Source organism: Cellulomonas sp. Root485 (genome assembly GCF_001426705.1).
Taxonomy (GTDB): Bacteria; Actinomycetota; Actinomycetes; order Actinomycetales; family Cellulomonadaceae; genus Cellulomonas.
The window spans coordinates 409,431-431,948 of sequence record NZ_LMFC01000001.1 but is presented as its reverse complement, the minus strand read 5'-3'; the positions used below and the strand labels follow the sequence as shown (position 1 = coordinate 431,948).

At 72.7% G+C, this 22,518-nt stretch carries 25 protein-coding genes; 5 read left to right on the top strand and 20 right to left on the bottom strand.

Annotated elements, in window-relative coordinates:
* Window positions 1–59: 59 nt before the first annotated feature.
* From ASD16_RS02175 to ASD16_RS02160, 4 genes are read right to left on the bottom strand one after another with little or no spacing between them, the layout of a single operon-like run.
* Window positions 60–611, bottom strand: coding sequence for a hypothetical protein (locus tag ASD16_RS02175; RefSeq protein ID WP_055912312.1), 552 nt, complete (start codon window positions 609–611; stop codon window positions 60–62).
* On the bottom strand, window positions 608–1,060 hold the full coding sequence (locus ASD16_RS02170) for a hypothetical protein (protein WP_157453760.1): 453 nt from the start codon (window positions 1,058–1,060) through the stop codon (window positions 608–610). The genes ASD16_RS02175 and ASD16_RS02170 overlap by 4 nt, the downstream gene beginning before the upstream one ends.
* A complete protein-coding gene (locus ASD16_RS02165; RefSeq protein WP_055912308.1) occupies window positions 1,057–2,472 on the bottom strand; it encodes a hypothetical protein in 1,416 nt (471 codons plus the stop codon). Before ASD16_RS02165 ends, ASD16_RS02170 begins: the two co-directional genes overlap by 4 nt.
* Entirely contained in the window at window positions 2,469–2,882 is a 414-nt protein-coding gene (locus tag ASD16_RS02160; protein WP_055912307.1) for a hypothetical protein, read from the bottom strand. The genes ASD16_RS02165 and ASD16_RS02160 overlap by 4 nt, the downstream gene beginning before the upstream one ends.
* A gap of 163 nt (window positions 2,883–3,045) precedes the next feature.
* On the opposite strand from ASD16_RS02160, the gene ASD16_RS02155 reads away from it, so the two are divergent.
* Window positions 3,046–3,468 carry a hypothetical protein gene (locus tag ASD16_RS02155; RefSeq protein WP_055912304.1) on the top strand — a complete coding sequence of 141 codons (423 nt, stop codon included), beginning with the start codon at window positions 3,046–3,048 and terminating at the stop codon, window positions 3,466–3,468.
* Window positions 3,469–3,483: 15 nt separating this feature from the next.
* Here the strand turns inward: ASD16_RS02155 and ASD16_RS02150 are convergent, their stop codons facing one another.
* The 16 genes from ASD16_RS02150 to ASD16_RS21910 form a co-directional block, all read right to left on the bottom strand.
* A complete protein-coding gene (locus ASD16_RS02150) occupies window positions 3,484–4,047 on the bottom strand; it encodes a hypothetical protein (protein WP_157453759.1) in 564 nt (187 codons plus the stop codon).
* Complete coding sequence (locus ASD16_RS02145; RefSeq protein ID WP_055912300.1) at window positions 4,040–4,606, bottom strand: hypothetical protein; 567 nt, start codon at window positions 4,604–4,606, stop codon at window positions 4,040–4,042. Before ASD16_RS02145 ends, ASD16_RS02150 begins: the two co-directional genes overlap by 8 nt.
* 83 nt (window positions 4,607–4,689) lie before the next feature.
* A complete protein-coding gene (locus tag ASD16_RS02140; RefSeq protein WP_055912299.1) occupies window positions 4,690–6,093 on the bottom strand; it encodes a hypothetical protein in 1,404 nt (467 codons plus the stop codon).
* Window positions 6,094–6,225: 132 nt separating this feature from the next.
* Complete coding sequence (locus ASD16_RS02135) at window positions 6,226–6,978, bottom strand: hypothetical protein (RefSeq protein ID WP_157453757.1); 753 nt, start codon at window positions 6,976–6,978, stop codon at window positions 6,226–6,228.
* The gene (locus ASD16_RS02130) at window positions 6,975–7,595 is read right to left on the bottom strand and encodes a hypothetical protein (RefSeq protein WP_055912295.1); all 621 of its coding nucleotides are present in this window, start codon (window positions 7,593–7,595) and stop codon (window positions 6,975–6,977) included. The genes ASD16_RS02135 and ASD16_RS02130 overlap by 4 nt, the downstream gene beginning before the upstream one ends.
* Window positions 7,592–8,632: an OmpA family protein gene (locus ASD16_RS02125; protein WP_055912293.1), complete on the bottom strand. Its 1,041-nt coding sequence runs from the start codon at window positions 8,630–8,632 to the stop codon at window positions 7,592–7,594. Before ASD16_RS02125 ends, ASD16_RS02130 begins: the two co-directional genes overlap by 4 nt.
* Window positions 8,633–8,786: 154 nt before the next feature.
* A complete protein-coding gene (locus tag ASD16_RS02120) occupies window positions 8,787–8,987 on the bottom strand; it encodes a hypothetical protein (RefSeq protein WP_055912292.1) in 201 nt (66 codons plus the stop codon).
* Window positions 8,988–9,159: 172 nt separating this feature from the next.
* On the bottom strand, window positions 9,160–9,846 hold the full coding sequence (locus tag ASD16_RS02115) for a response regulator transcription factor (protein WP_200942800.1): 687 nt from the start codon (window positions 9,844–9,846) through the stop codon (window positions 9,160–9,162).
* The gene (locus ASD16_RS02110; protein ID WP_055912290.1) at window positions 9,836–11,005 is read right to left on the bottom strand and encodes a sensor histidine kinase; all 1,170 of its coding nucleotides are present in this window, start codon (window positions 11,003–11,005) and stop codon (window positions 9,836–9,838) included. The genes ASD16_RS02115 and ASD16_RS02110 overlap by 11 nt, the downstream gene beginning before the upstream one ends.
* Window positions 11,002–11,904, bottom strand: a complete 903-nt coding sequence (locus ASD16_RS02105) for a type II secretion system F family protein (RefSeq protein ID WP_055912288.1) — start codon at window positions 11,902–11,904, stop codon at window positions 11,002–11,004. The genes ASD16_RS02110 and ASD16_RS02105 overlap by 4 nt, the downstream gene beginning before the upstream one ends.
* Complete coding sequence (locus ASD16_RS02100) at window positions 11,901–12,824, bottom strand: type II secretion system F family protein (protein ID WP_055912286.1); 924 nt, start codon at window positions 12,822–12,824, stop codon at window positions 11,901–11,903. The genes ASD16_RS02105 and ASD16_RS02100 overlap by 4 nt, the downstream gene beginning before the upstream one ends.
* Window positions 12,821–14,254 carry a CpaF family protein gene (locus ASD16_RS02095; protein ID WP_055912284.1) on the bottom strand — a complete coding sequence of 478 codons (1,434 nt, stop codon included), beginning with the start codon at window positions 14,252–14,254 and terminating at the stop codon, window positions 12,821–12,823. The genes ASD16_RS02100 and ASD16_RS02095 overlap by 4 nt, the downstream gene beginning before the upstream one ends.
* A complete protein-coding gene (locus ASD16_RS02090) occupies window positions 14,254–14,616 on the bottom strand; it encodes a TadE/TadG family type IV pilus assembly protein (protein WP_055912281.1) in 363 nt (120 codons plus the stop codon). The genes ASD16_RS02095 and ASD16_RS02090 overlap by 1 nt, the downstream gene beginning before the upstream one ends.
* Window positions 14,613–16,205 carry an AAA family ATPase gene (locus ASD16_RS02085; protein ID WP_055912279.1) on the bottom strand — a complete coding sequence of 531 codons (1,593 nt, stop codon included), beginning with the start codon at window positions 16,203–16,205 and terminating at the stop codon, window positions 14,613–14,615. Before ASD16_RS02085 ends, ASD16_RS02090 begins: the two co-directional genes overlap by 4 nt.
* Window positions 16,205–16,933 (bottom strand): Flp pilus assembly protein CpaB, encoded by a 729-nt coding sequence (gene cpaB, locus ASD16_RS02080; protein ID WP_055912277.1) that lies wholly within the window; start codon window positions 16,931–16,933, stop codon window positions 16,205–16,207. Before cpaB ends, ASD16_RS02085 begins: the two co-directional genes overlap by 1 nt.
* The gene (locus ASD16_RS21910; protein ID WP_055912275.1) at window positions 16,930–17,739 is read right to left on the bottom strand and encodes a hypothetical protein; all 810 of its coding nucleotides are present in this window, start codon (window positions 17,737–17,739) and stop codon (window positions 16,930–16,932) included. Before ASD16_RS21910 ends, cpaB begins: the two co-directional genes overlap by 4 nt.
* On the opposite strand from ASD16_RS21910, the gene ASD16_RS22415 reads away from it, so the two are divergent.
* From ASD16_RS22415 to ASD16_RS02055, 4 genes are all read left to right on the top strand, one after another.
* Window positions 17,723–18,316, top strand: a complete 594-nt coding sequence (locus ASD16_RS22415) for a DUF192 domain-containing protein (RefSeq protein WP_369817890.1) — start codon at window positions 17,723–17,725, stop codon at window positions 18,314–18,316. The two genes, ASD16_RS21910 and ASD16_RS22415, sit on opposite strands and share 17 nt — an antisense overlap.
* Before the next feature lie 167 nt (window positions 18,317–18,483).
* The gene (locus tag ASD16_RS02065) at window positions 18,484–18,900 is read left to right on the top strand and encodes a hypothetical protein (RefSeq protein WP_055912271.1); all 417 of its coding nucleotides are present in this window, start codon (window positions 18,484–18,486) and stop codon (window positions 18,898–18,900) included.
* A gap of 51 nt (window positions 18,901–18,951) precedes the next feature.
* Window positions 18,952–20,787, top strand: a complete 1,836-nt coding sequence (locus ASD16_RS02060) for an ABC transporter ATP-binding protein (protein WP_055912269.1) — start codon at window positions 18,952–18,954, stop codon at window positions 20,785–20,787.
* A complete protein-coding gene (locus ASD16_RS02055; RefSeq protein WP_055912267.1) occupies window positions 20,784–22,517 on the top strand; it encodes an ABC transporter ATP-binding protein in 1,734 nt (577 codons plus the stop codon). Before ASD16_RS02060 ends, ASD16_RS02055 begins: the two co-directional genes overlap by 4 nt.
* Window position 22,518 lies beyond the last annotated feature (1 nt).

Below are 22,518 nucleotides of genomic sequence, written 5' to 3'. Positions count from 1 at the left end.
GGCGGCTCGCTCCGGGTCCGAGAGTTGGGACCTGGGACCCACCCCGGTCGTGCTTGTCGTCAGGTGCCGGGGGTGGCGTCGGTGTCGAGCACCGCGATGCTGTCCTGCACCTGGTCCACGACGTCGGCCGGCAGGTCGGGGCCGGTGAGCTGGACCGCGACCGCCTTCGTCGTGGCGGGGTCGGAACCGACCCACAGGACACCCTCCAGCCGGTCTCCTCCGTCCTGCGCCGCGTACGTGAAGTCGGTGCGCGTCAGCTCCAGGTCACCGGAGTCGACCGGGTCGGACTGCTCGACGACCGCGAAGTCCGGGTAGCCGCCCACCTGCATGGACGCCAGCAGGATCCCGCGACCTTCGGCCGCGCGGTAGTAGCCCAGCGTCGGGGCGCCGGCGAGCTCGACGGTTGCGTCGTCGCCGTCGTGACGGCTCAGGGTCCACGGGTCGTCCAGAGCGCCGGCGTCGGTCCAGTCGTCGGGCACGTCCACCTGCAGCCACCCGTCCTGCACGCGGGTCCAGCCGTCCGGGGCACCGGACCCGCCGGAGCACCCCGCGAGCGCGAGGCTCAGAGCCAGGGCGACGCCCGTCGCTGCGGCGCGGTGGGGTGAGGTCATGCTCGCTGGTCCTCCGGGTGGGGGGTCGTGTAGGTCACGGGCTGCGCCGGGCGGCGGGCGTACCGGGCGGACCGCCATGCTCCCACCCCGGCCGCGACGGCGGCGCACAGGAGCACCTGCACCACGATCGAGAGCACGAGTCCTGCGGCGGTCGAGCCGGAGGCGACCACCACGGCGGTCGTCACCACCGCGGCGCCGAGCGGCACCGGGACGGTCGCGACGAGCCACTGCCACCGGGCGGTCACCCGCGCGACGGGCAGCACCGCCGCACCCAGCAGCCCGGCGAGCACCGGCGCCGCGAGCCACGGGAGCCACAGCAGCCCCAGCGCCGCGTCGGCCCGCAGCACGAGCAGGACCCCCGAGCCGTACTCACCCACCAGGAAGCCGGCCAGGGCAGCAGCCCACGCCCACAGCAGGTCCGCGGCGCGCAGCCGCCCGCCCGCGCTCATCGGCACGTCTCGTCGGGCAGGAACGGCCGGATCCCGTCACCGCGCGGGGCGCCCAGGTAGTCGGCGTCGACCGCGTCGGCGGTGGCGCTCTCCCCCGAGATGCCGAACCCGAACTGCCAGCCCTTCTTGATCGCGGCCTCGAACTCCCAGGAGTCCTTGACGTTGTGGTAGACGATCTGGCTCGTGGTGGCGCTGCGGTAGAGCAGGTCGAGGAACGGGTCGTCCGACGGGCCGGCCGGGACCATCGCGGCGAACGGCAGCGACACCGCGACACCGGCGTCGTTGCGGTCCGCGAGCCACGTGTCGACGAGGTCGCGGTTCTCGTCGTCGACCGTGAGCCGTGTGGTGGTCACCACCTCGTCCGACTCGCTGTGGTCCGCGCTGCCGGACGCCTGGTCGAACGAGTCGTTGCCGAGACCTCCCGACACGCCACCCTCCCGGGACGACTGGAACACCACCTCCGTGACCTCGCCGTCCTTGTTGCGCGTCACCGTGAACGCCCCCTCGATCTTTCCGGCCGCCTCGCCGTGACCGACGACGACGTCCGCACGGACCGCGCCCTCCCCGGACACCTCGTAGGTCCAGCTCTGCTCACCGGTCTCGTGGTTGGTCTCGACCACCACGGCCGCGCCCGCCGTCGCCGACAGGGTCACACCGACGTTCGGGTCGAAGAACTCCGGGTCGCCCGCCGCGTCCGTCGCGCCGGTGGGGTCCTGCAGGCCGAAGGCCGCGTCGAGCGACAGCTCCAGCTCGGTCATGGTGAAGGACACCTGTGGGTCCTTGGGCGGGTCCTTCCAGCCCATGGACTTCGCCGCCCAGACGCCGCCCTCGTGCTTGAGCATCTCCTGCTGCATCAGGTAGTCGTCCAGCTGCTCCTTCATCTCGGCCCACTGCTCCGGCGAGTCGAACGCCCAGGTGTCGCCGTAGGAGAACGTGACGCCGCCGCCGAGGTCGATGTCGAGCCCCGCGTTGTCGCCGTTGCCGAGCTTGCCCGCGTCGAACGTGCTGGACGTCACCGAGCCGCCCGCGCCGATGCCGACCCCGTCCGTGACGGTGGCCCGCACGGTCCCGTCGGCGAACTCCTGCACGACGAACCCGGAGTCCTGGCCGAGCTCGAAGAACCACACCTTGACCGTGGCCGAGTACTGCTCGCTCTCCTCGTGGAACATGCACGCGGGCGGCACGTAGTCCTCGTCCGTCGGCTCCTGCGCCGTCGGCCCCGCTCCGCACGACGCGCCGTCGGACCCGCTGGTCACGGCGACGAGCCTGCACAGCTGCGCCGCGAGCCGGTCCGGGTAGCTCGAGACCCCCGCCACCACCCCGACGACGAGCAGCGCGGCCACGACGACGACTCCCAGCAGCTCCGTCGTGGAGGCGCCACGATCGCCCGACGGCAGCCTCGCCGGTCTCACGACACGACGCCGACGGCCCGGACGCGCGCGTCGCCGGGTCGCACGAGGACACAGCCGAGCGCCGGCCCGCCGAGCCACACCACCGCCTCGACCAGGACCGTCACCGGCATGACCCCCGGCCCGCCCTGCACGGCCACGGCCGTGGCCTCGAGGACCAGCGCGACCACCAGGCCCGCCCCTCCGGCGGTGAGCGTCGTGCGCAGGGCGGCCGTGCGCGTCCACACGCCGAGCCGACGCCTCTGCAGCGCGGCCACGAGCGAGCCGACGACGATGAGCAGCGCGAGCTGCGCCACCGCGAGGACCAGCGCCGGGCGCGGACCGCTCAGCCCGACCAGCACCGCCACCACGCGGGCCCCGAGCACACCCGTGACGAGGCCGACGACCGCGGCCCGGAGATCGATCTGGTCCATGGCTTCGACGCTAGGACCGCACCGCGCGCCTGCTCCGGGTCCCACGGTTCGTCCGTGGACCCACGCCTGGGCCTCGAGGCCCAGCCCGGGTGGGCCCTGCGGTCGGGATACCCTCCTGGCGGACCGCCGCGCCGGCGGATGACCGACGAAGGGACACCCGAGCATGCGCCTGGCGCTCACCGTGCAGATCGCGCTCGCGACCGCCATCGGCGGCTTCGTCGCGGGACTGCTCGCGCTGTGGGTCGGCAGCACCACGCTCTCCGTGGGGGCCGGCGTGACCGTCCGGGCCGTGCTCGTCGTGCTCGTCCTGGTGCTGGTCCCCGCGATCGCCGTGCGACGGCACCTGCTCGATGTCGACCGCACCGTCCTGCGCCGCTCGGCGGCCGTCGGCCTGGTGCTGGGGTACCTGCTCAACCCGCTGTCGTGGCTGGGACGCGCGTTCGTCGCGCAGACGTTCGTCCCCGTGGGTCTCGCCTCTGCGGCGGTCGACCTCGCGCTCTGGACCGCGGTCGGGATGGGTGCCGTACTCCTGGCGACCCGGTCCGCGACGAACCGCGAGCCGCTCGGCTACGAGCCGGCTGCCTGACCACCGGCTACAGGCTCAGCGCTCCTGCGGTGAGGTCACGCGGCGCAGGACGAGGCCCAGGACGACCAGGAACGCCGCGAACACGAGGAACGGTGCACCCGGTGTGCCGCGCTTGCCGTCCCCGGGGTCGACGGACACGCCGACCAGCTCCAGCCCTCCGCCGCTGCACGTGACCAGCGAGACGCCGTCGAGAGTGGTGGTGGTGGTCGCCAGCCTGATCCACGTCCCGGTGCCCTGCGCGTCGTCGGCCTCCGTCAGGCCGTCCGTCGCACCGACCGTGAGGTCCTCGGTCCTCGCTCCGTCCGAGCTCGACGCCTCGCAGGCCACCGCGGACAGGTCGACGGCCGGCTGGCCCCAGACGGCGTCCCCGTGGACGCTGTTGGCCAGCTCGACCGGGGACCCGGCCGGTGCCGACCGGAGGATCTCCACCGGTGCGGTGCCGCCGAAGGAGCCGAGACCGAGGATGCCGGCGATGCCGAGCAGGGCGAAGAGCGGTGCCGCGAACAACGCGGCGGTCCCGAAGAACCGCGCGGTCCGCTTGATGTTGCTGCCCGAGTAGATGCCCATGCGGTCACTCACCGACCGTCACGCTCGCGAGCACGTCGTGCTGGCCGGTCTCCTCGTACCTCGACACCGGACCCACCACCGTCACGATGGACTGGCTCCCGTCGGGCAGGTCGAGGGTGAGCGTCTCGTACCGGAACCGCACGTCGTCGCCCGAGGGCATCGGCAGGTCCGCCTCGTACCTCAGGTAGGCCGCCGCGTCCGCGCCGGGCCACGTCAGCTGCTCCTCGACGACGTCCTCTGCGCCGAGGGTGGCCTCCCCGACCGTCCGGCTGTTGGCGCTCGACGCCTTGGCGTCCCTGGTCGGCGAGCCCGAGGTGACCACGTACACCGAGCCTCCGGCGCCGTCGGGTCCGAGCGGCATCTTCAGGCCGGCGGCCGTCACGTCGTCACCCTCCGGGGGGTCCGTCTCGTACGGCTCCCAGTCCGTGGGGGTCGCCAGCTGCACGCCGGCGAGCTCCTGGGCGGTCCACCCGGAGGGGGCGGGGCTCGGGGTCAGCACGCTGTCCGTTCCGTCGCCCGAGGACGACGTGCAGGCCGCGAGCAGGGCGAACGCCCCGACGAGGACGGCCACCCGGGCTCCGATGAGCTGGTGGGGACGCAAGGAAGACCTCCGAGAAGGGTGGGGGCGCGAGCCGGTGTGCCGCGAGAAGGTTGTCACACCACGCACCCGGCACGGTCCACCATCTCGGTCCCGTTCCAGTACTTGTGGTCCGACGTGGACCGGGTGCTGCTGACGGAGCTGTGCGACAGGCCCAGCTGGACCCCCAGCTCACCCTCGGCGTTGAACCCGTTCTCGCTGGTGCCCAGCGTGTACGTCTGCTCCGAGATGTGCCCGCGCGCCGCGGCGAGCATGCCCAGCTCGCGGCCGAGCCCCGCCGGGTCGATCTTGTCCCGCGCGATCTGCGGGATGTCCACCGAGTCGGTGATGCCCGGGTAGTACGGGACGCCGGCCGCCTGCAGGACCCGTGCGGCCGTCTGGCGACCGGCCTCGGTGTCGAGCGGGATGTCGATCGTCCGCTCCGTGTACTCGGGGTCGTCGTCGACCGTCCCGCTGTACGAGCTGTCGCCGGTGGCGTTGCCCATCAGCACGCTCTTGATGCGGAAGGTCGTCGGGTTCCCGTTCTTGTCGCGGTCGACCTCGATCACCGCACCGGCGGACCCCTCGGCCGTGAGCTGCACGAAGGTGTCGTACCCCTGGGCGTTCGGGCCTCGGCCCTTCATGCCGCCACCGATCGACATCTCGGCGCGCAGGTAGTCCGTGCTGGTGCCGTCCGCCCGGTTGGTCCGGCCGAGGTACGCCTCGATCGCGGCTTCCGCACCGACCGTCCCCAGCGGCGTCGACGCTCCGGCTGACGCCGCACCCTCGACGCCCGCCTCGACGAACCACTCGTCGGGGTCCAGCTGCTCGTACTTGTTGCTGCCGCCCAGCTTGTCGTTGAGCCAGTCGACGCCGTCGCGGACCGGGTTGTCGTCGCCGACGAGCGAGTCCTTGGTCTCGTCGTTGCGCTTCTGGTCCAGGATGTTGCGGGCCTGCTCCTCGGACGTGGCGATGTACGACTCGCCCCCACCGACGACGAGCGCGACGTTCGCCTTGGCGGTCGCGCCCACGCCGTACGTCTGGTCGTCGAGCGTGGCGGAGAAGTCGAACCCGACACCCACGCCGATACCCACCCCACCCGACCGGGCACGAGTCAGCCGGTACGTGCCGTCACCCAGCTTCTCGATGACCCACGTCTCCCCGCTCTGGACGTCGACGACGACCGTCAGGCCGGTGTTCGACTCCTCACCGCTCGACGAGATGACGCACTCGTCCGGCGGGATGTAGTCCTCCGGCGACCGCTCCACCGGGGGGACGGGGCACGAGCCGCCGCCGACGGCCGACGTGAGCCTGCACAGCTGCGCGGACAGGTTCTCGCCGTAGTGGCTGTTGACGAAGCCCAGCACGAGCGCACCGACCAGGACGGCGACGACGGCGACCACGCCGACGTACTCGAGCGACCCCGCACCGCGGTCGTCGAGCCGGAGGCCGCGGCGCCGGAGCGCGCGTGTCGGTATCACTCGGCCAACCTTTCGTCTGCGTGGTGCGTCACGTCGCCCACGGTAGGTGCGTTCGCACAGCGTTCCGCCGGGCCCCGCGACCTCGATCGGCCGCTGCCCGTGGGCCCACGGACCCAGGTGGACGGAGTCGTGTCAGGAGATGAGGCGGGGCTCCAGGTCGCCGAGCCGGGACTTCGCGCGGTCGACCAGCTGGTCGATGTCCGAGTCCGAGTCGCTGAACCCGTCCGCGCCGTCACAGGTCATCCGGTACTCCCATGGGCCGTAGATCGGCTGGGGGACGAACGGCGGCGTGGGAGTCGGGGTGGGCGTCGGGCTCGGCGTCGGCGTCGGCTCGGGCGTCGGGGTCTCCTCCGGCGGCTCGGTGTAGCCGACGATGTCCCGCTCGGCGACGATCTCGCAGCTGGCCAGCTCGACGCCCACCCGGGCGGTCCCACTGGACCGGGCGATGCGGTTCTCGGGACCGCGTGCGTCGAGGCGCACGTCCACGGTGACCTGGTCACGCGCAGCGTCGTGGTGGTAGGACTCCACCGACGCGTCGTTGCGCACCGCGTACTGCTGCGCTCGGGCGAAGCCGCTCCCGCCGGTGGCGGCATCGTGGAACCGCCACGTCTCCCGCGTCCCGAACAGCGCGGCGATCCGCAGGTCCCAGACTGCGCCGTCGATCTCGTCGACCGCCCGGTCCCTGGCCCCGACCGCACCCGCCAGCGCCGCCGCGTCCGCCGCGGTCTGCGTCTGTCCGGCCTTGTCCGTGCCGGCCAGGAGCGGGATGACGTAGACGAACAGGAGCACGAGGACCCCCACCACGACGGTGAGGATGACCGCCGTGGCGGCCAGCCCGTCGTCGCGACGGGTCACCGCGCGCACCCGCGACTGCCAGGACCTCACGATCGCGTCACCGGGAGGTTCTCGATCGGAGCGAAGCCCGGGATCTCGAGGGTGACGGTCGAGGTCGACTGCTCGACCGGCGGGAAGACCCCGGAGAGCAGCATGCCGACCGACGACATGCCCAGAGGAGCGTCCGAGCACGTGCACCTGTTCGAGTCCGTGCCCGCCCGCTGGCCGATGTACGGCTGGAGGCGCTGCTCGGCCACGGTGTCCACCAGGGCGATGTCCCGGATGTCGTCGGAGAGCGGCCGCAGCTTGTTGAAGGCCGAGAACTGCAGCAGAGGATCGGTGTCCTCGGTGTTGACCAGCGTGAACCACACCGTCGTGCTGGTCTCGTCCGCGATGACGGCGTTCACGTCGATCCGCGCCGGGTGCGGGGCGAGCGGGTCCGGCACGGCACCCTCCGCCGAGCCGAGGACCTCGCTGCTGCCGGACTCCTCGTCGAAGACGGCGGACTCCAGCTCGGCGCGGGTCATCGACTCGGCGGACGACTCGCTCGGCTGCACGGAGCTCGATCCGGTGGGCGACGGGTCGTCGTCACCGGTGCATCCGACCAGGACCACGGCCGCGGCGAGCGACAGCGCGCCGATCGCGAACGTGCGTGCTGTGCTTCTCACGACTCCCCCTCGACGCCGTAGACGACCGTCACACGGCGGTTGGCCTGCTTGCCCTCGTCGGTCGCGTTGTCGGCGACCGGCTCGGACTCGCCCTTGCCCACCGCGACGAACGTGACGTTCGATCCCGCTGCGGGCTGGAGCACCGCCAGCACGGAGGCGGCGCGCTGCTCGGACAAGGTCTGGTTGAAGCTGTCCGACCCGTCGGAGTCGGTGTGGCCCGCGACGACGACCTCGCCGGTCCCCCGGGCCGCGATGTCTGCCGCGACGGCCGACAGCGCGCTGCTCGCCTCCGGCGTCAGCTCGGCCGACCCGGACGCGAAGAGCACGTTGGCGTCCAGCGTGACCGCCACGCTCTCGATCGACTCCTCCACCTTGGCGGTGCCGGCCAGGTCGCCCGAGCGTCGCACGAGGTCGTAGGTGAAGCGGGCGGGGTCTGCCGACGCCGTCTCCGCGGCATCAGGGAGGGCGGGCCACCCCTCGCCCACGTAGGGCGCCGGGGCGTCGCCGATCGGCTCCAGGGGGCCGTCCTCGACGGGGATCGTCCCGGCGGCCGTGCTGAACGGCATCAGGACCTGCACCTCGGTGACGTCGGCTGCGAGCTCGGGGAACAGCGCCCAGCCGACGCGAAGCTCGCCCGGCCCGGAGCCGAGGTCGCCCGTGGCCGAGGTGAACGTCGTCTGGTCGGTGGCGAGGGGCGCGTACGAGAGGAGGTTGCCGGTGTCGACGAGGCTGACATCCGTGGCGTACGCGCGCTGGTACGGGTTCTCCGAGAGGGGGAAGGCAAAGGTCGCGACGAAGTCCTCCGTGCCGTTCCAGCCCATCGAGTAGTACAGGACGGTGCCGCCCTCGACGCGACGCACGCCGTGGATGAGACCGCGCACCTCGGGCTCCGTGTCGCCGTTCGCGTAGTGGAACGCGTAGCTGCCCAGCACCGGGACGTCCTGACCGTCGACCTCCACCGTGCCCGTCGGTACACGTCCGCCGTCTCCCGCGTCTGCGGAGGCGGTCGTCAGCACGAGCGCGATGGCTGCTAGCACAATCACTGGAGCGCGTCTCACGTGTCCCTCTTCCTCGTCGTGGTCGTGCCAGCGTAGAGGTCGGCACCCGCCCGGACCGACCTCGCGCCGTCCGCGACGCGGCGAAACGGCCCCACGCCAGGAGCGTGGAGCCGTCGCGTCGCGTCCGTCCGGATCAGCCGCCGGGGAGGATCTTGTTGAGCTCGGTCGTGAGCTTCGTGCCGAGGTTGAACGCCTGGAAGGCCGCGATCATCGCGCCGACGAGGAGGACGACGACGACGACGATGCCGAGGTACTCCAGCGTGCCCTGGCCGGCCTCACGAGCCTCGATGGCCTTCTCGATGCGGATCTTGGTGTTGACGAACATGCGGGTCATGAGTGTGCTCCTCCACGTGTGCCGCCCGGGGACACCGGTCGGATGCTCTCTCTGCGGTCCCGGTCTCCCGAGCCCCTTGCTGACACCGGAAACATTACGGACGCTCCGGACGTCCCCGGCGGGTCCGTGGGCCCAACCTCGGGCCCATCTGTGACCGACCGGACCTGGGGCGTCAGACCCCGCCGAGCCACACCGAGACCGCCTCGGCGCGGGTCCGGACACCCAGCCGGGCGAAGATGTGGTTGACGTGGTTCTTGACCGTCTTCTCCGACAGGTAGCACGTCGCCGCGATCTCGCTGTTGGTGCGACCGGCGGCGATGAGCTCCATGACCTCACGCTGGCGCTCGGAGAGACCCACGTCGGGACGCGCCGGGGCCGCGGGCTCCGCCGGGACGACCCACGTCTCCCGCAGCGCCTGCGCCGCCGCCGGCGAGAGCAGGAACGAGCCCTCGGCGACGGCGAGGATCGAGCGCTCGAGCTCGTGCGAGGCGAACTGACCGTGCACCAGGTACCCGCTCGCTCCGGCGTCCACGGCGGCACGGACGATCTCGGGAGCGTCGGAGTAGGTGAGCATGAGGATCTTGCACCACTGCCGGACCTCGGCCGCCACCTGCACACCGTCGCGCCGCGGCATCCGCACGTCGAGGAGGACCACGTCGGGCTGCACGGCACGCACCACGCGCACCGCCTCCTCGCCGTCACCCGCCTCGCCCACCACCCGGATGCGGTCCGACGCCTCGACGAGGCTGCGCAGCCCCATCCGGATCACCGCGTTGTCGTCCACGATCACCACGGTGACCTGCGTCAGTGCGGGGTGGTCGGACGCCACCCCCGCGATCGTCGAGCCGTCACCGGACACCTGAGGACTCCTTCGTCGGATCGAGATCGAGGACCACGCGGGTGCCCGCACCGGGGCGGGACGTCACCGTGAGGTCCGCCCCCGCGTGCGCCGCGCGCTCGTGCATGCCGGTCAGGCCGAAGTGGTTCGGCGGGCTGACACCGCCGCTGGGCACGACGAACCCGCGCCCGTCGTCGACGACCTCGACCCGGACCGTGCCACCGGCAGCGCCGGCCAGCGACACGCTCACGCGGTCGGCGTCCGCGTGGCGCTGCACGTTCTCCAGGGCCTCGGAGACGATCGCCAGCGCCTCGTAGCGGGCGTCGGTCGACAGGTCGACCGCGCCGTGCGTCTCGAAGACGCACTCGATGCCCGTCTCCGCCGCCCACGTCCGGCACTGCTCGGCCAGCACCTGCGCCAGCGGTCGGTCCGGCTCGTCCGCGCGCAACCGGACCAGGAGCGAGCGAGCCTCGGCCGCGGCCTGGTTGGCGGCGTCCGCCAACCCGTGCGCGTACCGCACCGCCGTCGGCGGGTCGCGCTCGACCCAGACGGGCAGCGCCTCGGCGGCCAGGGCGATGCCGTGCAGCGTCTTGCCCAGCGAGTCGTGCATCTCCCGCGCCAGGCGCGCCCGCTCGTCGGCGGACGCCAGGGCCCGATGCGCGTCGACCAGCTCCTTGGCCGCCGCCACCTCACGCTCGTGGGCGTGGCGTACGACCGAGCCGATGGCCACCAGCGCGACATACATCGCCGGGATGCCGAGGTTGATCATGAAGCCGTTCGTCGGCGACGCCTGGAGCTGGTCGACGAGCAGGAACCCGGAGACCAGCGCCGTCGCACCGAGGATCGCGATCCGACGATCGAAGAGGATCCCCATGATCAGCGCGGTCGAGAACGTGGCCAGGACCAGCGGGCTCTCGACCCCCAGTGCAGCCAGCACGACGAGGGTGAGCAGCAGGTCGGCCACGACCGCGAGCGGGTGGTGCACGACGAAGTTCGCGACGCTCGGGTACATGAGGAACGAGAAGCTGGTCGCCGACAGCACCAGGACGGCGGCCAGCATCGTGCCCGTGATGGGCTCGCCGATCATGCCGAAGAGCGCCACCGTGATCGCCAGCAGGCGCACCAGGAGCGCGACGGCGACGATGCGCTGCGTGAAGTCGCGCTGCACGGTGCCGCTCATCCCAGCAACGACGCGACGTCGACGTCGGCACCGAGGAACAGGCCGACGACGATGAAGATCAGGGCCCCCGGGACCAGCACCAGGGAGGTCACCAGCGTCACCCGTGGAGCGGTCCTCGCTGCGGCCCGTCGCTGCCTCTGCCCGCTCTCACGGCGCATGTCCTCGGCGATCTGCTTGAGCGACTCGGCGAGCGGCGCACCCAGCTCCTGGGACTGCAGGAGCGCGGAGACGAACTGCGCCACGGCCTCCGACGAGCTGCGCCGCCGCAGGTCCTGGAACGCCTGCCGCACCGACGCGCCGTTGGCGATCTGGTGCAGGGTCAGCGTGATCTCCTCGCCGAGCGGACCCTCGAACCGCTCCGCGACCCGGGCGAGGGCGGCGCGGAAGTTCACGCCGGCCATGACCGTGACCGCCAGGACGTCGAGGAAGTCGGGCAGGTCGCGGTCGATCTGCTCGCGCCGCCGACGCTGAGCACCCGAGACCGCGGCGAGCGGCAGGAGCACGGGGACGACCAGGGCCAGCGCGGCGAGCAGCAGGTTGCCGAGCAGCAGCAGCATCAGGAACAGCGGCAGGGTGAGCAGGGCCCACCAGGCGGTCCGGGTGAGGTAGCCATCCACGGTGAGCCCGTCGGGCCGCCCCGCCTCGTCGATCATGCGCTGCAACCGGGCCAGGCGTGCCGGCCCCAGGAGCCGGCGCAGCCGGGGCACCTGGCTCCGCGCGAGCTTGCTCAGCGGGAGCTCGCCCTCGGCACGTCGGCGCTGCTGCCCTCGCAGGAGGTTCAGGTCGTCGACCGCCAGGGTGTCCATGGCGTCCGACCGCATCTGGCGGTAGCCGACCATGAACAGCACGGCGGCCCCGGCCGCAGCGAGCCCCACGAGCAGTCCCAGCCAGGCGCTCATCCGTCGTACCTCGTCATCCGGCGGATGAGCAGGAAGCCGCCGACGAACAGCGACGACCCGACGAGCAGGGCAGCCCGACCGATCCACGACTCGGTCATCGCCTGCACCGTGCCCGGCTGGATGAGGTTCAGCACGAACAGCAGCGCGAAGCCCATCCCGATGACGAGGTAGCCGGTGGACGTGGACTGCGCGAGCGTGGTGCGCACCTCGCGGCGGGTCTCGCGACGGGCCTCGAGCGTGTCGGCGATGTCCCGCAGGGCGCTGACCAGCGACCCACCGCTGCGGGCGCTGACCAGCAGGGTCGAGATGAGGACGGTGACCTCACGCGACGGAAGTCGGGCCTCGAGGCCTTGCATGGCCGTGTCCAGGCTGTCGCCGAAACGCATGCGCGACGCAACCCGCGCGAGCTCGGGGCCGGCGGGCTCGGACAGCTCGCTGGCGGCGATGCTGACGGCCGAGGCGATCGACAGCCCCGCGCTCGTCGCGTTGGACAGCACCCGCGCGAGCTCGGGCATCTGGGCGATGAACTGCTCGTTGCGCCGGTCCTTCGCACGGGCGAGGTAGGCCCGGACGCCGACCACGACCGCGGCGATGCCGAGCAGCCCGAAGATCGGTGCCAGGCCCACGGCGAGCACCCAGCCGATGGCGACGCCAACGCTGACCGCGATCACGGCGACGAGCAGCGGCGCGCGCCTCTCCTCGCCCGCCAGGAGCAGCTGGCCCTCGACCCACCGCCCCGGTCCGGTGCGGCGGAACGCCCGGTCCCACTGCTCGAAGCGCGTCTGCGACCCCAGGTCGTCCGAGACGACCCCGGCCACCAGCGACCGGCGCCGCGCCATCGCGCCACCGAGGTTGCCGACGCCGAGCACGAAGAAGATCGCCGCCGCGAGCACGCCGAGCAGGATGACGAGGATGATCACGGCGCCACCCTGCGACCCGAGGCCGTCGGCGGGGCCTGCGGGGTGCTGACCCCCGGGCCGGGCGCGACCGTCGGGCGCACGGCGGACAGCCCGATCGGCTCCCCGGCGATGCGCAGCTTGTCCAGGATCGGCTGCGGGATGGGATAGCGCACGAACCGGCCGGGAGGACCGGACGGGTTGGGGATCTCCGGGTCCCACCTCATGAGCGGCTGGACCTCGAAGTCCTCACGGTGCCGGGAGGACACCCACCCCACCTCGACCACGCGACGGGTCCCGTCCGAGCCGCGGAGCAGCTGGACGACGAGGTCCACGGCGTTGTTCACCTGGTCCCGCAGGGCGTGGAACGGCACCTCGACGTCGCTCATCGACGCGAGCGTCTCCAGGCGGATCAGCGCGTCGACGGTCGAGTTCGCGTGCACGGTGGCCAGCGAGCCCTCATGGCCGGTGTTCATGGCCTGCAGCATGTCGAGCGCCTCGCCGCCGCGGACCTCACCGACGATGATCCGGTCCGGGCGCATGCGCAGGGCGTTGCGGACCAGGTCGCGGATGGTGACCTGGCCCTGGCCCTCGACGTTCGCCGGACGCGTCTCGAGCCGCACCACGTGGTCCTGGACCAGGGACAGCTCGGCGGCGTCCTCGATGGTGATGATGCGCTGCCGGCCCTGGATGAACGCCGACAGCGCGTTGAGCATCGTCGTCTTCCCCGACGAGGTGCCGCCGGAGACGATGATGTTCAGCCGGGCCCGGACGCACGCGGCCATCAGCTCCGCGGTCGGCTCGTCGAGGCTGCCGCGGTTGAGCAGCTCGTCGAGACCGTAGGACTTCGGGAACAGCCGGATGGTGACCGTCGGCCCGTTGAGGACCAGCGGCGGCAGCACGACGTGGACACGGGCGCCGCGGGGCATCCGCTCGTCGGCGGGGAGCCGTGCGTCGACCATGGGGCTCGACTCGTCGACGCGGCGGTTCACGGTGGACACGATCCGGTCGATCGTCTGGCGCAGCTGCTCCTCGGACGCGAACGACGCCGACACCCGCTCGACCTGGCCGAACCGCTCCACGTAGATGGTGTCGGGGCCGTTGATCATGATCTCGGATACGGTCTCGTCGGCCAGCAGCGGCTCGAGGACACCGAGACCGATCGACTCGTCGACGACGCGGCGGATGAGCGCGTTGCGCTCCCGCGTGGTGAGGATGACGCCCTCGGTGGACACCAGGTGCGCCACCACGCGCTCGAGCCGGATGCGGCGCTGGCCCGGGTCCAGGCGCCCCAGCTCGTGCAGGTCGACCTCGTCGAGCAGCTTGCGCTTGAAGGTGGAGACGAGGCCCTCGTCGAGGTCGCTGCGCGTCGGCGCGAGCGCGCCGAGGACGGCCTCCGGGGTCGACGGGAGCGGGTCCGTGCGGTGCGCCCACTCACCGAAGCCCGCGCGCATCAGGGCGCCGTCCGCGGCATGGCGGCCTCACGGACCACCGTGAAGCTGGGGAAGATGCCGATCCGCAGCACCGGGACCTCGATCCGCACGCCGTTGGCCGGGTACGTGATCTGGTCCGCGTGCATGCCGCCGGGGAGCGAGGCCTCGACCGCCGCCGGGACCGAGCGGCCCAGGCTCATCGCCCGGGCACCGTCGCGGACCGCCTGGTTGGCGGCGAGCGTGGTGACGGCCGCGGCAGCGACCTGCAGGAGCGCGAGGATGACGATGACGACGACCGGCATGATGCCGAGCACCTCGATCGCCGACGACCCGCGCTCACCCTCCGGACGCCGCTGTGCTCGTGCTCGTGCTCGTGCGATCACGGCTCCCTCACCACATCTCTGCTGATCGTCGCGGTCCACGGGGTGTTGAGCACACCGGGCATCACCACGGGGATGCGCACGCTGACGTCGACCGACGACGGCCGCGGCGTCGCGACGTCCACGTCGACCGTGGACCGCATCCCCGCCGGGAACGCGTCGAGCGTCGCCGCCCGCACGTCCGCCGGGCTGGCCCCCAGCGCGACGGACCGTGCCGCCGCCGCAGCACCGTAGCCGGTCCACACGTAGGTGAGGCCGGTCAGGCCCAGCTGCCACAGCACCGCGCAGACGAGCACGATCGCCGGGAGCAGCGCGACCAGCTCGATCGCCACCGAACCGGACTCGTCGGCCGCCGCCCGCTCCCGTCGCCCGCCCGAGCGCCGCGGTCGCGGGGCGGGGGCCGCCGACGCCGGGTCGCCCGCCGCCGAGGGCCTGCGCACCACGCCGACCTCGCGGCCGAACGCGCGCAGCGCGCGCCACCACGCCGGGTCGGTGACCAGCTCGGGGGCGCGCGAGTTCATCGCGGTCTCGAGCTTGTGGCCCATGTCCGGCAGCACGGTGGCGAGCACGGGGCCGGGCGACAGGCGCTTGACCGTCTCCGGCTGCACCTCGTCGGTCCGGGACGCCTTGTTGATCAGGACGTGCACGGCCTCGGGCTTGCGCACCTGCAGCGACTCCCACCAGCCCAGGGTGCGGCGCAGGGCGCGGATGCTCACGAGGTCCGGCGTGACCACCGAGACCACCTCGTCGGCGATCTCCACGACCGCCGCCTGCACCGGGGTCACGTGCGCGCCGACGTCGATCAGCACCAGGTCGTACTGCTGGCGCAGCAGCCCGACGATCTGACGGATCGCGGCCGGGGTGACCCACTCGACGTCGCGGACGTCGTCGGGCGGCAGGAGCAGGTGGATGCCGGACTCGTGCTCGAAGACGGCGTCGGCGACGGTGCGGACCGAGAGGTCCTGCGCCACCTTCGCCAGGTCCGCGACCGAGGTGCGCGCACGCGCCTCGATGAGGCTGGAGACGTCGCCCTTCTCCAGGTCGAGGTCGACGACGAGCACCTTGTGCTCGGGCAGCTCGCGGCGGACGTCCCACGCGAGGTGGGTGACCAGCGTCGTCGTGCCCACCCCGCCCTTGGTGCCGGTCACCGCCACGACGGTCGCGCGGCCCCGGGCGCTCCCGCCGTCGCTGGACGCGCTGACCAGCAGGCTCTCCATGTGCCGCGACCAGTCGAGCGCGGTGTTGACGCGCTGCTGCACGTCGGCGAACGACAGAGGGTAGGAGAGCACGCCACGGGCGCCGGCATCCATCGCGGAGGCCAGCGACTCGGGGTCGCCGTCGCTCGTCACGACGATCGCCACGCTCGCGGGCCTGCGCAGCCCGAGGTCCCGGATGACCTGGTGCACGGGCTCAGGCCCGAGCAGGTCGTGGACGAGCACCAGGTTCGGCTCGCGCTGCAGCACGAGGTCCGCCATCTCGGTCGTCGTCTCGGCGACCCCCACGACCTCGACGTCGGCGGCCTCGGCCAGCTGGGAACGCAGCTCGTAGGCGAGCGACTGGTCCGCGCACCCGATGACGACGGTGCCTGCCATCAGCCCTGCTCCCCTTCCGGCACAGCGACCCCGCCGAGGTTGGTGGCGTCGAACTCGTCCTCCTCGCCCGTGCGGTCCTCACCGGAACCGGCCGGCAGACCCACGAGCCGGACCTCCTGCGCGAACGCGGAGGCGTACGTGACCGCGAGCGCGTCGTTCGGCTCCAGCGCGAGCGTCACGGGGACGACGGACGTCTGACCCGTCTCGCTGTCCTCGTCCACCAGCACCTGGCTCCCGCGGACGGACACCACCCGGACGTCCTCCACCAGCACGCGCACCTGCTTGGGCAGCCCGGGCACGTCGGCGAACACCGCGTAGATGTCGACGTGGTCGCCGGGCACGATGCGGTCCGCGATCCCCGTCACCTCGTCGACGTTGATGGCGATCTCGCGCTCCGTCGGGCTGAGGTCCGACGGCGGCACGAGCACGTCCGTCGTGATCATCGTGCCCTCCTCGAGGTTGACCCCCACCTTGCGGCCCAGGAGATCGTCCTGCGTCACGCGTGCCGAGGTCGAGAGCCAGCGGTCGGGCACCTCGTCGGCGACGATCGACGACTCGTCGAGCGTGGTGAACGCGGGGAGGTCGTCGGCGGCCCGGTAGACCGTCACCACGGAACCCACCTTGCTCGACACGTTGCCCACGTACGAGGCCACGAGGAAGAAGACCACGACGGCGATGACGACGGACAGCAGGATGAACAGGACTCCGCGTCGCTGGCGGGGGTTCACGCAAGGGCTCCTCGGAGGTCGGTCGGATCCGTCCGCCGCACGTGGCAGAACGGGCAGAAGTCGGTGAAGACGGTGGTCGCGCAGGTGGGGCAGGTGCCGCGCGCGGCCGGCAGCTGCACGCCACCGCCGCCGGGCAGCGCGACCGCCTCGACGGCACGGTCGGTGCCCAGGCGACCGACCACGCCGACGTGCATGAGGGGCACCTCGACGACGGTCGAGCAGCGGCTCGCGGCGAGCAGGTGCTCGCGTGCCGCCGGCGTCAGGAGGTCGGGGGTGGCGCAGTACAGCGTCCCGCGGTCCGGCCCCGGCTCGGGCGCGACCGGTCTGCCGACCGGCTCCACGGAGGGGTGCGCGCCCGACAGGGTGACGACGAAGCCCTTCCCGCCGGGCGTCAGCGACCGCAGGTGCTCACCGATCGACGGTGCGGGGTCCGAGAGGTTGGCGACGGACGGCGTCCAGGCGCCGCTCCACGTCAGGCTCGCCACGGCGTCGAGGAAGGCCACCGTCTGGCCGGCGTCGAGGCCGATGGACGCCGCCTGGTTGGCCAGCACCAGGAGCGCCCCGGGACCGTGCGGGAACGTCCGCCACGCGACGGCCGGTCCGCGGTCCGCGAGCGCGGCGGCGTACCGCCGGACCAGGGTGTCGTGGCGGCGCTCCCCGATGACGAGCGCGTGCGTGGCATCGGCCAGGTCCGTGCTGCTCACACCGGCCAGGTCGGTCGGCGCGACGACCGTGACGCGCGACGCTCCCGTGGCGGGAGCATCCGTCCCGACGTCGAGGAGCGCGGTGATGACGATCGCTGGCATCCGGCGTGAGCTCCCCCTGTGCGCGGTCCGAGACAGACGTGCCGATCCTGCCGAACCTGAACAACCTGACAGCCGCCACGGACACGACGAGTGCGTCGACCCGCGGGACAGGATTCCGGGGCCCGCGCGCCCCTGCGACGATGGTCCCCGCCAGCTTCCGGACGAGGCCCGCGGGGCGGCAGACCACGCACATGATAGGGGGACGATGAGCGCATTACCGTCCAGATCACTCTTGCTGGTGAACGGCTCCGCGGTGGCCACCGTCGAGGTCGCGGACACCTGGGGGGCCCGGTTCCGGGGCCTTCTCGGACGCCGCGAGTTGCCTGAAGCACTCTGGCTCGAGCCCGAGTCGTCGGTGCACGGCATCGGCATGCGGGTGAGTCTCGACGTCGCGCTGCTCGACGCCGCGGGGGGCGTCGTCGAGACCCTCGTGCTCCGCCCGTGGGGCGTCACCAAGCCTCGTCGCGGCGTCGTTGCCGTGGTCGAGGCGCCGGTGGGCAGCTTCGAGCGCTGGGACCTGCGCCCCGGGGGCGTGGTCTCGCGGGGTGGTCCGGGCGGTGTCGCCGGCGGGTCGTGAAGCACCTGTCCATCGTCGCCGCGTCAGGTGCTCGCCCGGCGGGTCCGTGGCACCGGGCGTGCGGGTACACGGGCCCACCGGCTTTGAGCCCGAGGGCCCACGACGCCGTCTCCTTTTCACCCGCACGATGGAGCGGGACGGGGGGATCGACGACGAAAGGCTCGCGCATGCGTGCAGCGCTCAGCGCTCGGATCGCGATCGGCACCGCCGTCGGGGCCTGCGCCGCGGCCCTCACCGGGTCCTGGGTCGCCGGAGCGACCCTCGACGACCGGGCGGGGACGGCGGTGCGCGCGGTGCTCGTGGTCGTGGTGCTGGTCGTCGTCGTGGTCTGGTGCACCCGTCGCGAGCTCCTCGCCGCGCACCGGTCGGCACTGCGCACGTCGGCCGCGGTCGGTCTGCTCGTCGGCTACCTGGCCGACCCGTTCGCCTGGCAGGGCGAGGCCTTCGTCGCGGGCGCCTTCCTCGACGGACCTCTCGCGTGGGCGGCCGACCTGGTCCTGTGGATGGCGGTCGGGACCGTGGCCTGTCTCGTCACCAGCCGTCCGGCGGCCCGCACCCCGCAGGCGGTCGGCTACACCGGCTGACGTGGAAAACCGTTCGGGCCGTGTGGGTACCGCCCCGTAACGTTGCTCCTCGTGCGTTCTCTCCCCCTCGACGACCCCGGCATCCCGCCCCTGAGCGGGCCCACGGCGCTGCTCTGGTGGCTGGCCGGTCGGCAGTGGGGCATCCTCCTGACCGCCGTCGGCCTGGGCGTCCTGCAGTTCGCGGCGCAGGCGTTCACCCCGTTCGTCGTCGGCCGGGCCATCGACGACGGCCTGGCGAGCGGCTTCGGTCCGGATCTCTGGCGCGCGTGCGGCACGCTCCTGGCGCTCGGCGCGGTCATCATCACGACGTCCGCGATCGGTCACCGCTACGACGTGAACAACTGGCTGCGCGCCGCGTTCACGTCCTCGCAGCTGGTCGGTCGGACCGTCGCCCGGTCGGGCCACACCATCACCAAGGAGCTGCCGACGGGCGAGGTCGTCTCGGCGGTCGCCAACGACGCGCTGCGCATCGGTGAGGTCTTCGCGCTCGCCGCCCACTTCCTCGGCAGCCTGGTCGCCTACGGCATCGTCGCGGTGCTGATGCTCCGCGTCTCCGTGCCGCTCGGGCTCGTGGTCGTCCTGGGCCTACCGACGGTCGCGGCGATCCTCGGCCTGCTCGTCAAGCCGCTGTCCCGGCGGCAGTCGGCGCAGCGGGAGGCGTCGGGCCGGCTGACCACGCTGGGCTCCGACACGGTCTCCGGCCTGCGCATCCTGCGCGGGATCGGCGGCGAGGAGGTCTTCACCGGGCGCTACCGCGCGCAGTCGCAGGAGACGCGGCGCCGCGGCGTCGAGGTGGCCCGGACGCAGTCGGTGCTCGACGCCCTCCAGGTACTCCTGCCCGGTGCGTTCGTCGTCACGCTCATCTGGCTCGGCGCCCACATGGCGCTGGCGGGCACGATCACGCCCGGCCAGCTGGTGTCGACGTACGGGTTCGCGGCGTTCCTGTCGTGGCCGGTGCAGAACGCGACGCAGATGCTCCAGGCGGCGACGCGGGCGCACATCGGCGCGACCAAGGTGGTCAAGGTCCTGCAGGTCGTCCCGGCGACCGGCGCGACGCCCGGCACGGCCGACGCGCCGGCGCCCCACGTGCCGCTGGTCGACGAGGTCAGCGGGCTGCACCTGGAGCCCGGCACGGTCGTCGCACTGGTGAGCGCCGACCCCGACGAGTCAGCCCGCATCGCCACCCGGCTCGGCCGGTTCGACGACGCGGCGGAGCAGGACACCCCGGTGCGCCTCGGCGGCGTGCTGCTGTCCGAGCTCGACAAGGAGCTCGTGCGCGAGCGCATCGTCGTCGCGGAGGCGACGCCGCACCTGTTCTCCGGCTTGCTGGAGGAGGAGCTCGACGTGCGCGGCTCGGCCACGCAGGACGACCTGCTGCGCGTCATCGCCACGGCCGACGCGCAGGACGTGCTCGACTCGGTGCCCGACGGTCTGGCCGGCGAGCTGCCCGAGAAGGGCCGCTCGCTGTCCGGCGGGCAGCGCCAGCGCGTCGCCCTCGCCCGTGCGCTGCTCATCGACCCGGAGATCCTCGTGCTCGTGGAGCCGACCAGTGCGGTCGACGCCCACACCGAGGCCCGGATCGCCGCACGGCTGGCCGACGTCCGGCGCGGTCGCACCACGCTCGTGGTCACCGCCAGCCCGCTGGTGCTGGACCACGTGGACGAGGTCGCGTTCGTCCAGGACGGTCGGGTGCGCGCCCGCGCCAGCCATGACGACCTGCTCCTGCACGGCGCCGACGACCCCGAGGTCGCGCGCGCCTACCGGGCGGTGGTCGGCCGGCAGATGGACGAGGAGTCCGTCGAGAACAGCAGCATCGAGGTCCTCGCGGACGACGAGCGGATTTACCAGGAACTGATGGCCGAGCAGCAGAGCGGAGGACAGTCATGAAGCTCCCCATCGCCGACACGGCGACGGTCCGGGCCTACACGGGCGTGCTCTTCCGCAAGCACCGCCGCCCGCTGGTCCTCATCGCGGTCCTGCACACGCTCGCCGCGACCGCCGGCCTCGCCGGGCCGTGGCTGCTGGGCATGCTCATCGACGCCGTCACCGGCGGCACCACGGCGACGTACATCAACACGCTGATCGCCGTCGGTGCCCTCGCCGTGCTCGCGCAGACCGTGCTCATCCGGTTCGCGCAGCGCGCGTCCATGGTGTTCGGCGAGGAGGTGTTCGCCGAGCTGCGCGAGGAGTTCATCGAGAAGGTCACGGCCCTGCCGCTGTCCGTGGTGGAGCGGGCCGGCACCGGTGACCTGGTGGCGCGCACGACGAACGACGTCAACAAGCTGCAGCACGCGGTCCGCTTCGGCGTTCCCCGGGTCATCGTCGCGGTGGTCACCATCTCGCTCACGATCGTCGCCTGCCTCGTGCTCTCGCCCGTGGTGTCGCTGGCGATGTTCATCGGCGTGCCCACGCTGCTGCTGGTCGTGCGCTGGTACCTCAAGCGCGCCACGCCGGCCTACCAGCGGGAGTCGGCCGCGTACGCGGTGCTCAACGGGACCATCACCGAGTCCGTCGAGGGCGCGCGCACGGTCGACGCCCTGCGGCTCGGCCGGCGCCGGATGGGCCGCGTCGACGCCGACCTGCGCGAGGCGTTCGAGGCCGAGAAGGTGACGCTGCGCCTGCGCACGATCCTGTTCCCGGGCATCGACGCGGCGTTCGTGCTGGCACCGGCCGCCGTGCTGCTGTGGGGCGGCTACCTCGCGTCGGAGGGCTACGTGACGGTCGGCGCGGTCACCACGATCGTGCTGTACACCTACCAGGTCACCGGGCCGGTGTGGGAGCTGATCTTCTGGGTCGACGAGATCCAGGTGGCGGCGACCTCGCTCGCGCGCATCGTGGGGGTGCAGCTGGTCGAGCCCGACCGCGAGTCGCGCGAGGGCACGCCGGTCGACGAGGACATCGCCTCGCGTGGGCTCACCTACGCCTACCGCGAGGGCCACAACGTGCTGCACGGCATCGACCTCGACCTGGCCGCGGGTGAGCGGCTGGCCGTGGTCGGACCGTCCGGTGCCGGCAAGTCGACGCTCGGGCGGATGCTCGCCGGCATCCACCCGCCCACCGACGGCACCGTCACGGTCGGTGGCGTGCCGCTCATCGACCTGCCGCTCGAGGAGCTGCGCGGGCACGTCGCCCTGGTCACCCAGGAGCACCACGTGTTCGTCGGGTCGGTCGCGGACAACCTGCGCCTGGCCCAGGTGGACGCCGACGCGGCCGCGCTCGAGCGTGCGCTGCGCGCGGTCGACGCGTGGGAGTGGGTGCAGGCGCTGCCCGAGGGCCTGGAGACCGAGGTGGGGTCGGGCGGTGCTGCGCTCACCCCGGCGCAGGCCCAGCAGATCGCGCTCGCCCGGCTCGTGCTGCTCGACCCGCACACGCTGGTGCTCGACGAGGCGACCTCGCTGCTCGACCCGCGGGCGGCCCGGCACCTCGAGCGCTCGCTGTCCGCGGTGCTCTCGGGCCGGACCGTGGTCGCGATCGCCCACCGCCTGCACACCGCGCACGACGCGGACCGCGTGGCGGTGGTCGACGGCGGCCGGATCACCGAGATCGGGCCGCACGACGAGCTGGTCGCGGCCGGTGGCGACTACGCCGCGCTGTGGCACTCCTGGCAGCACGACTGAC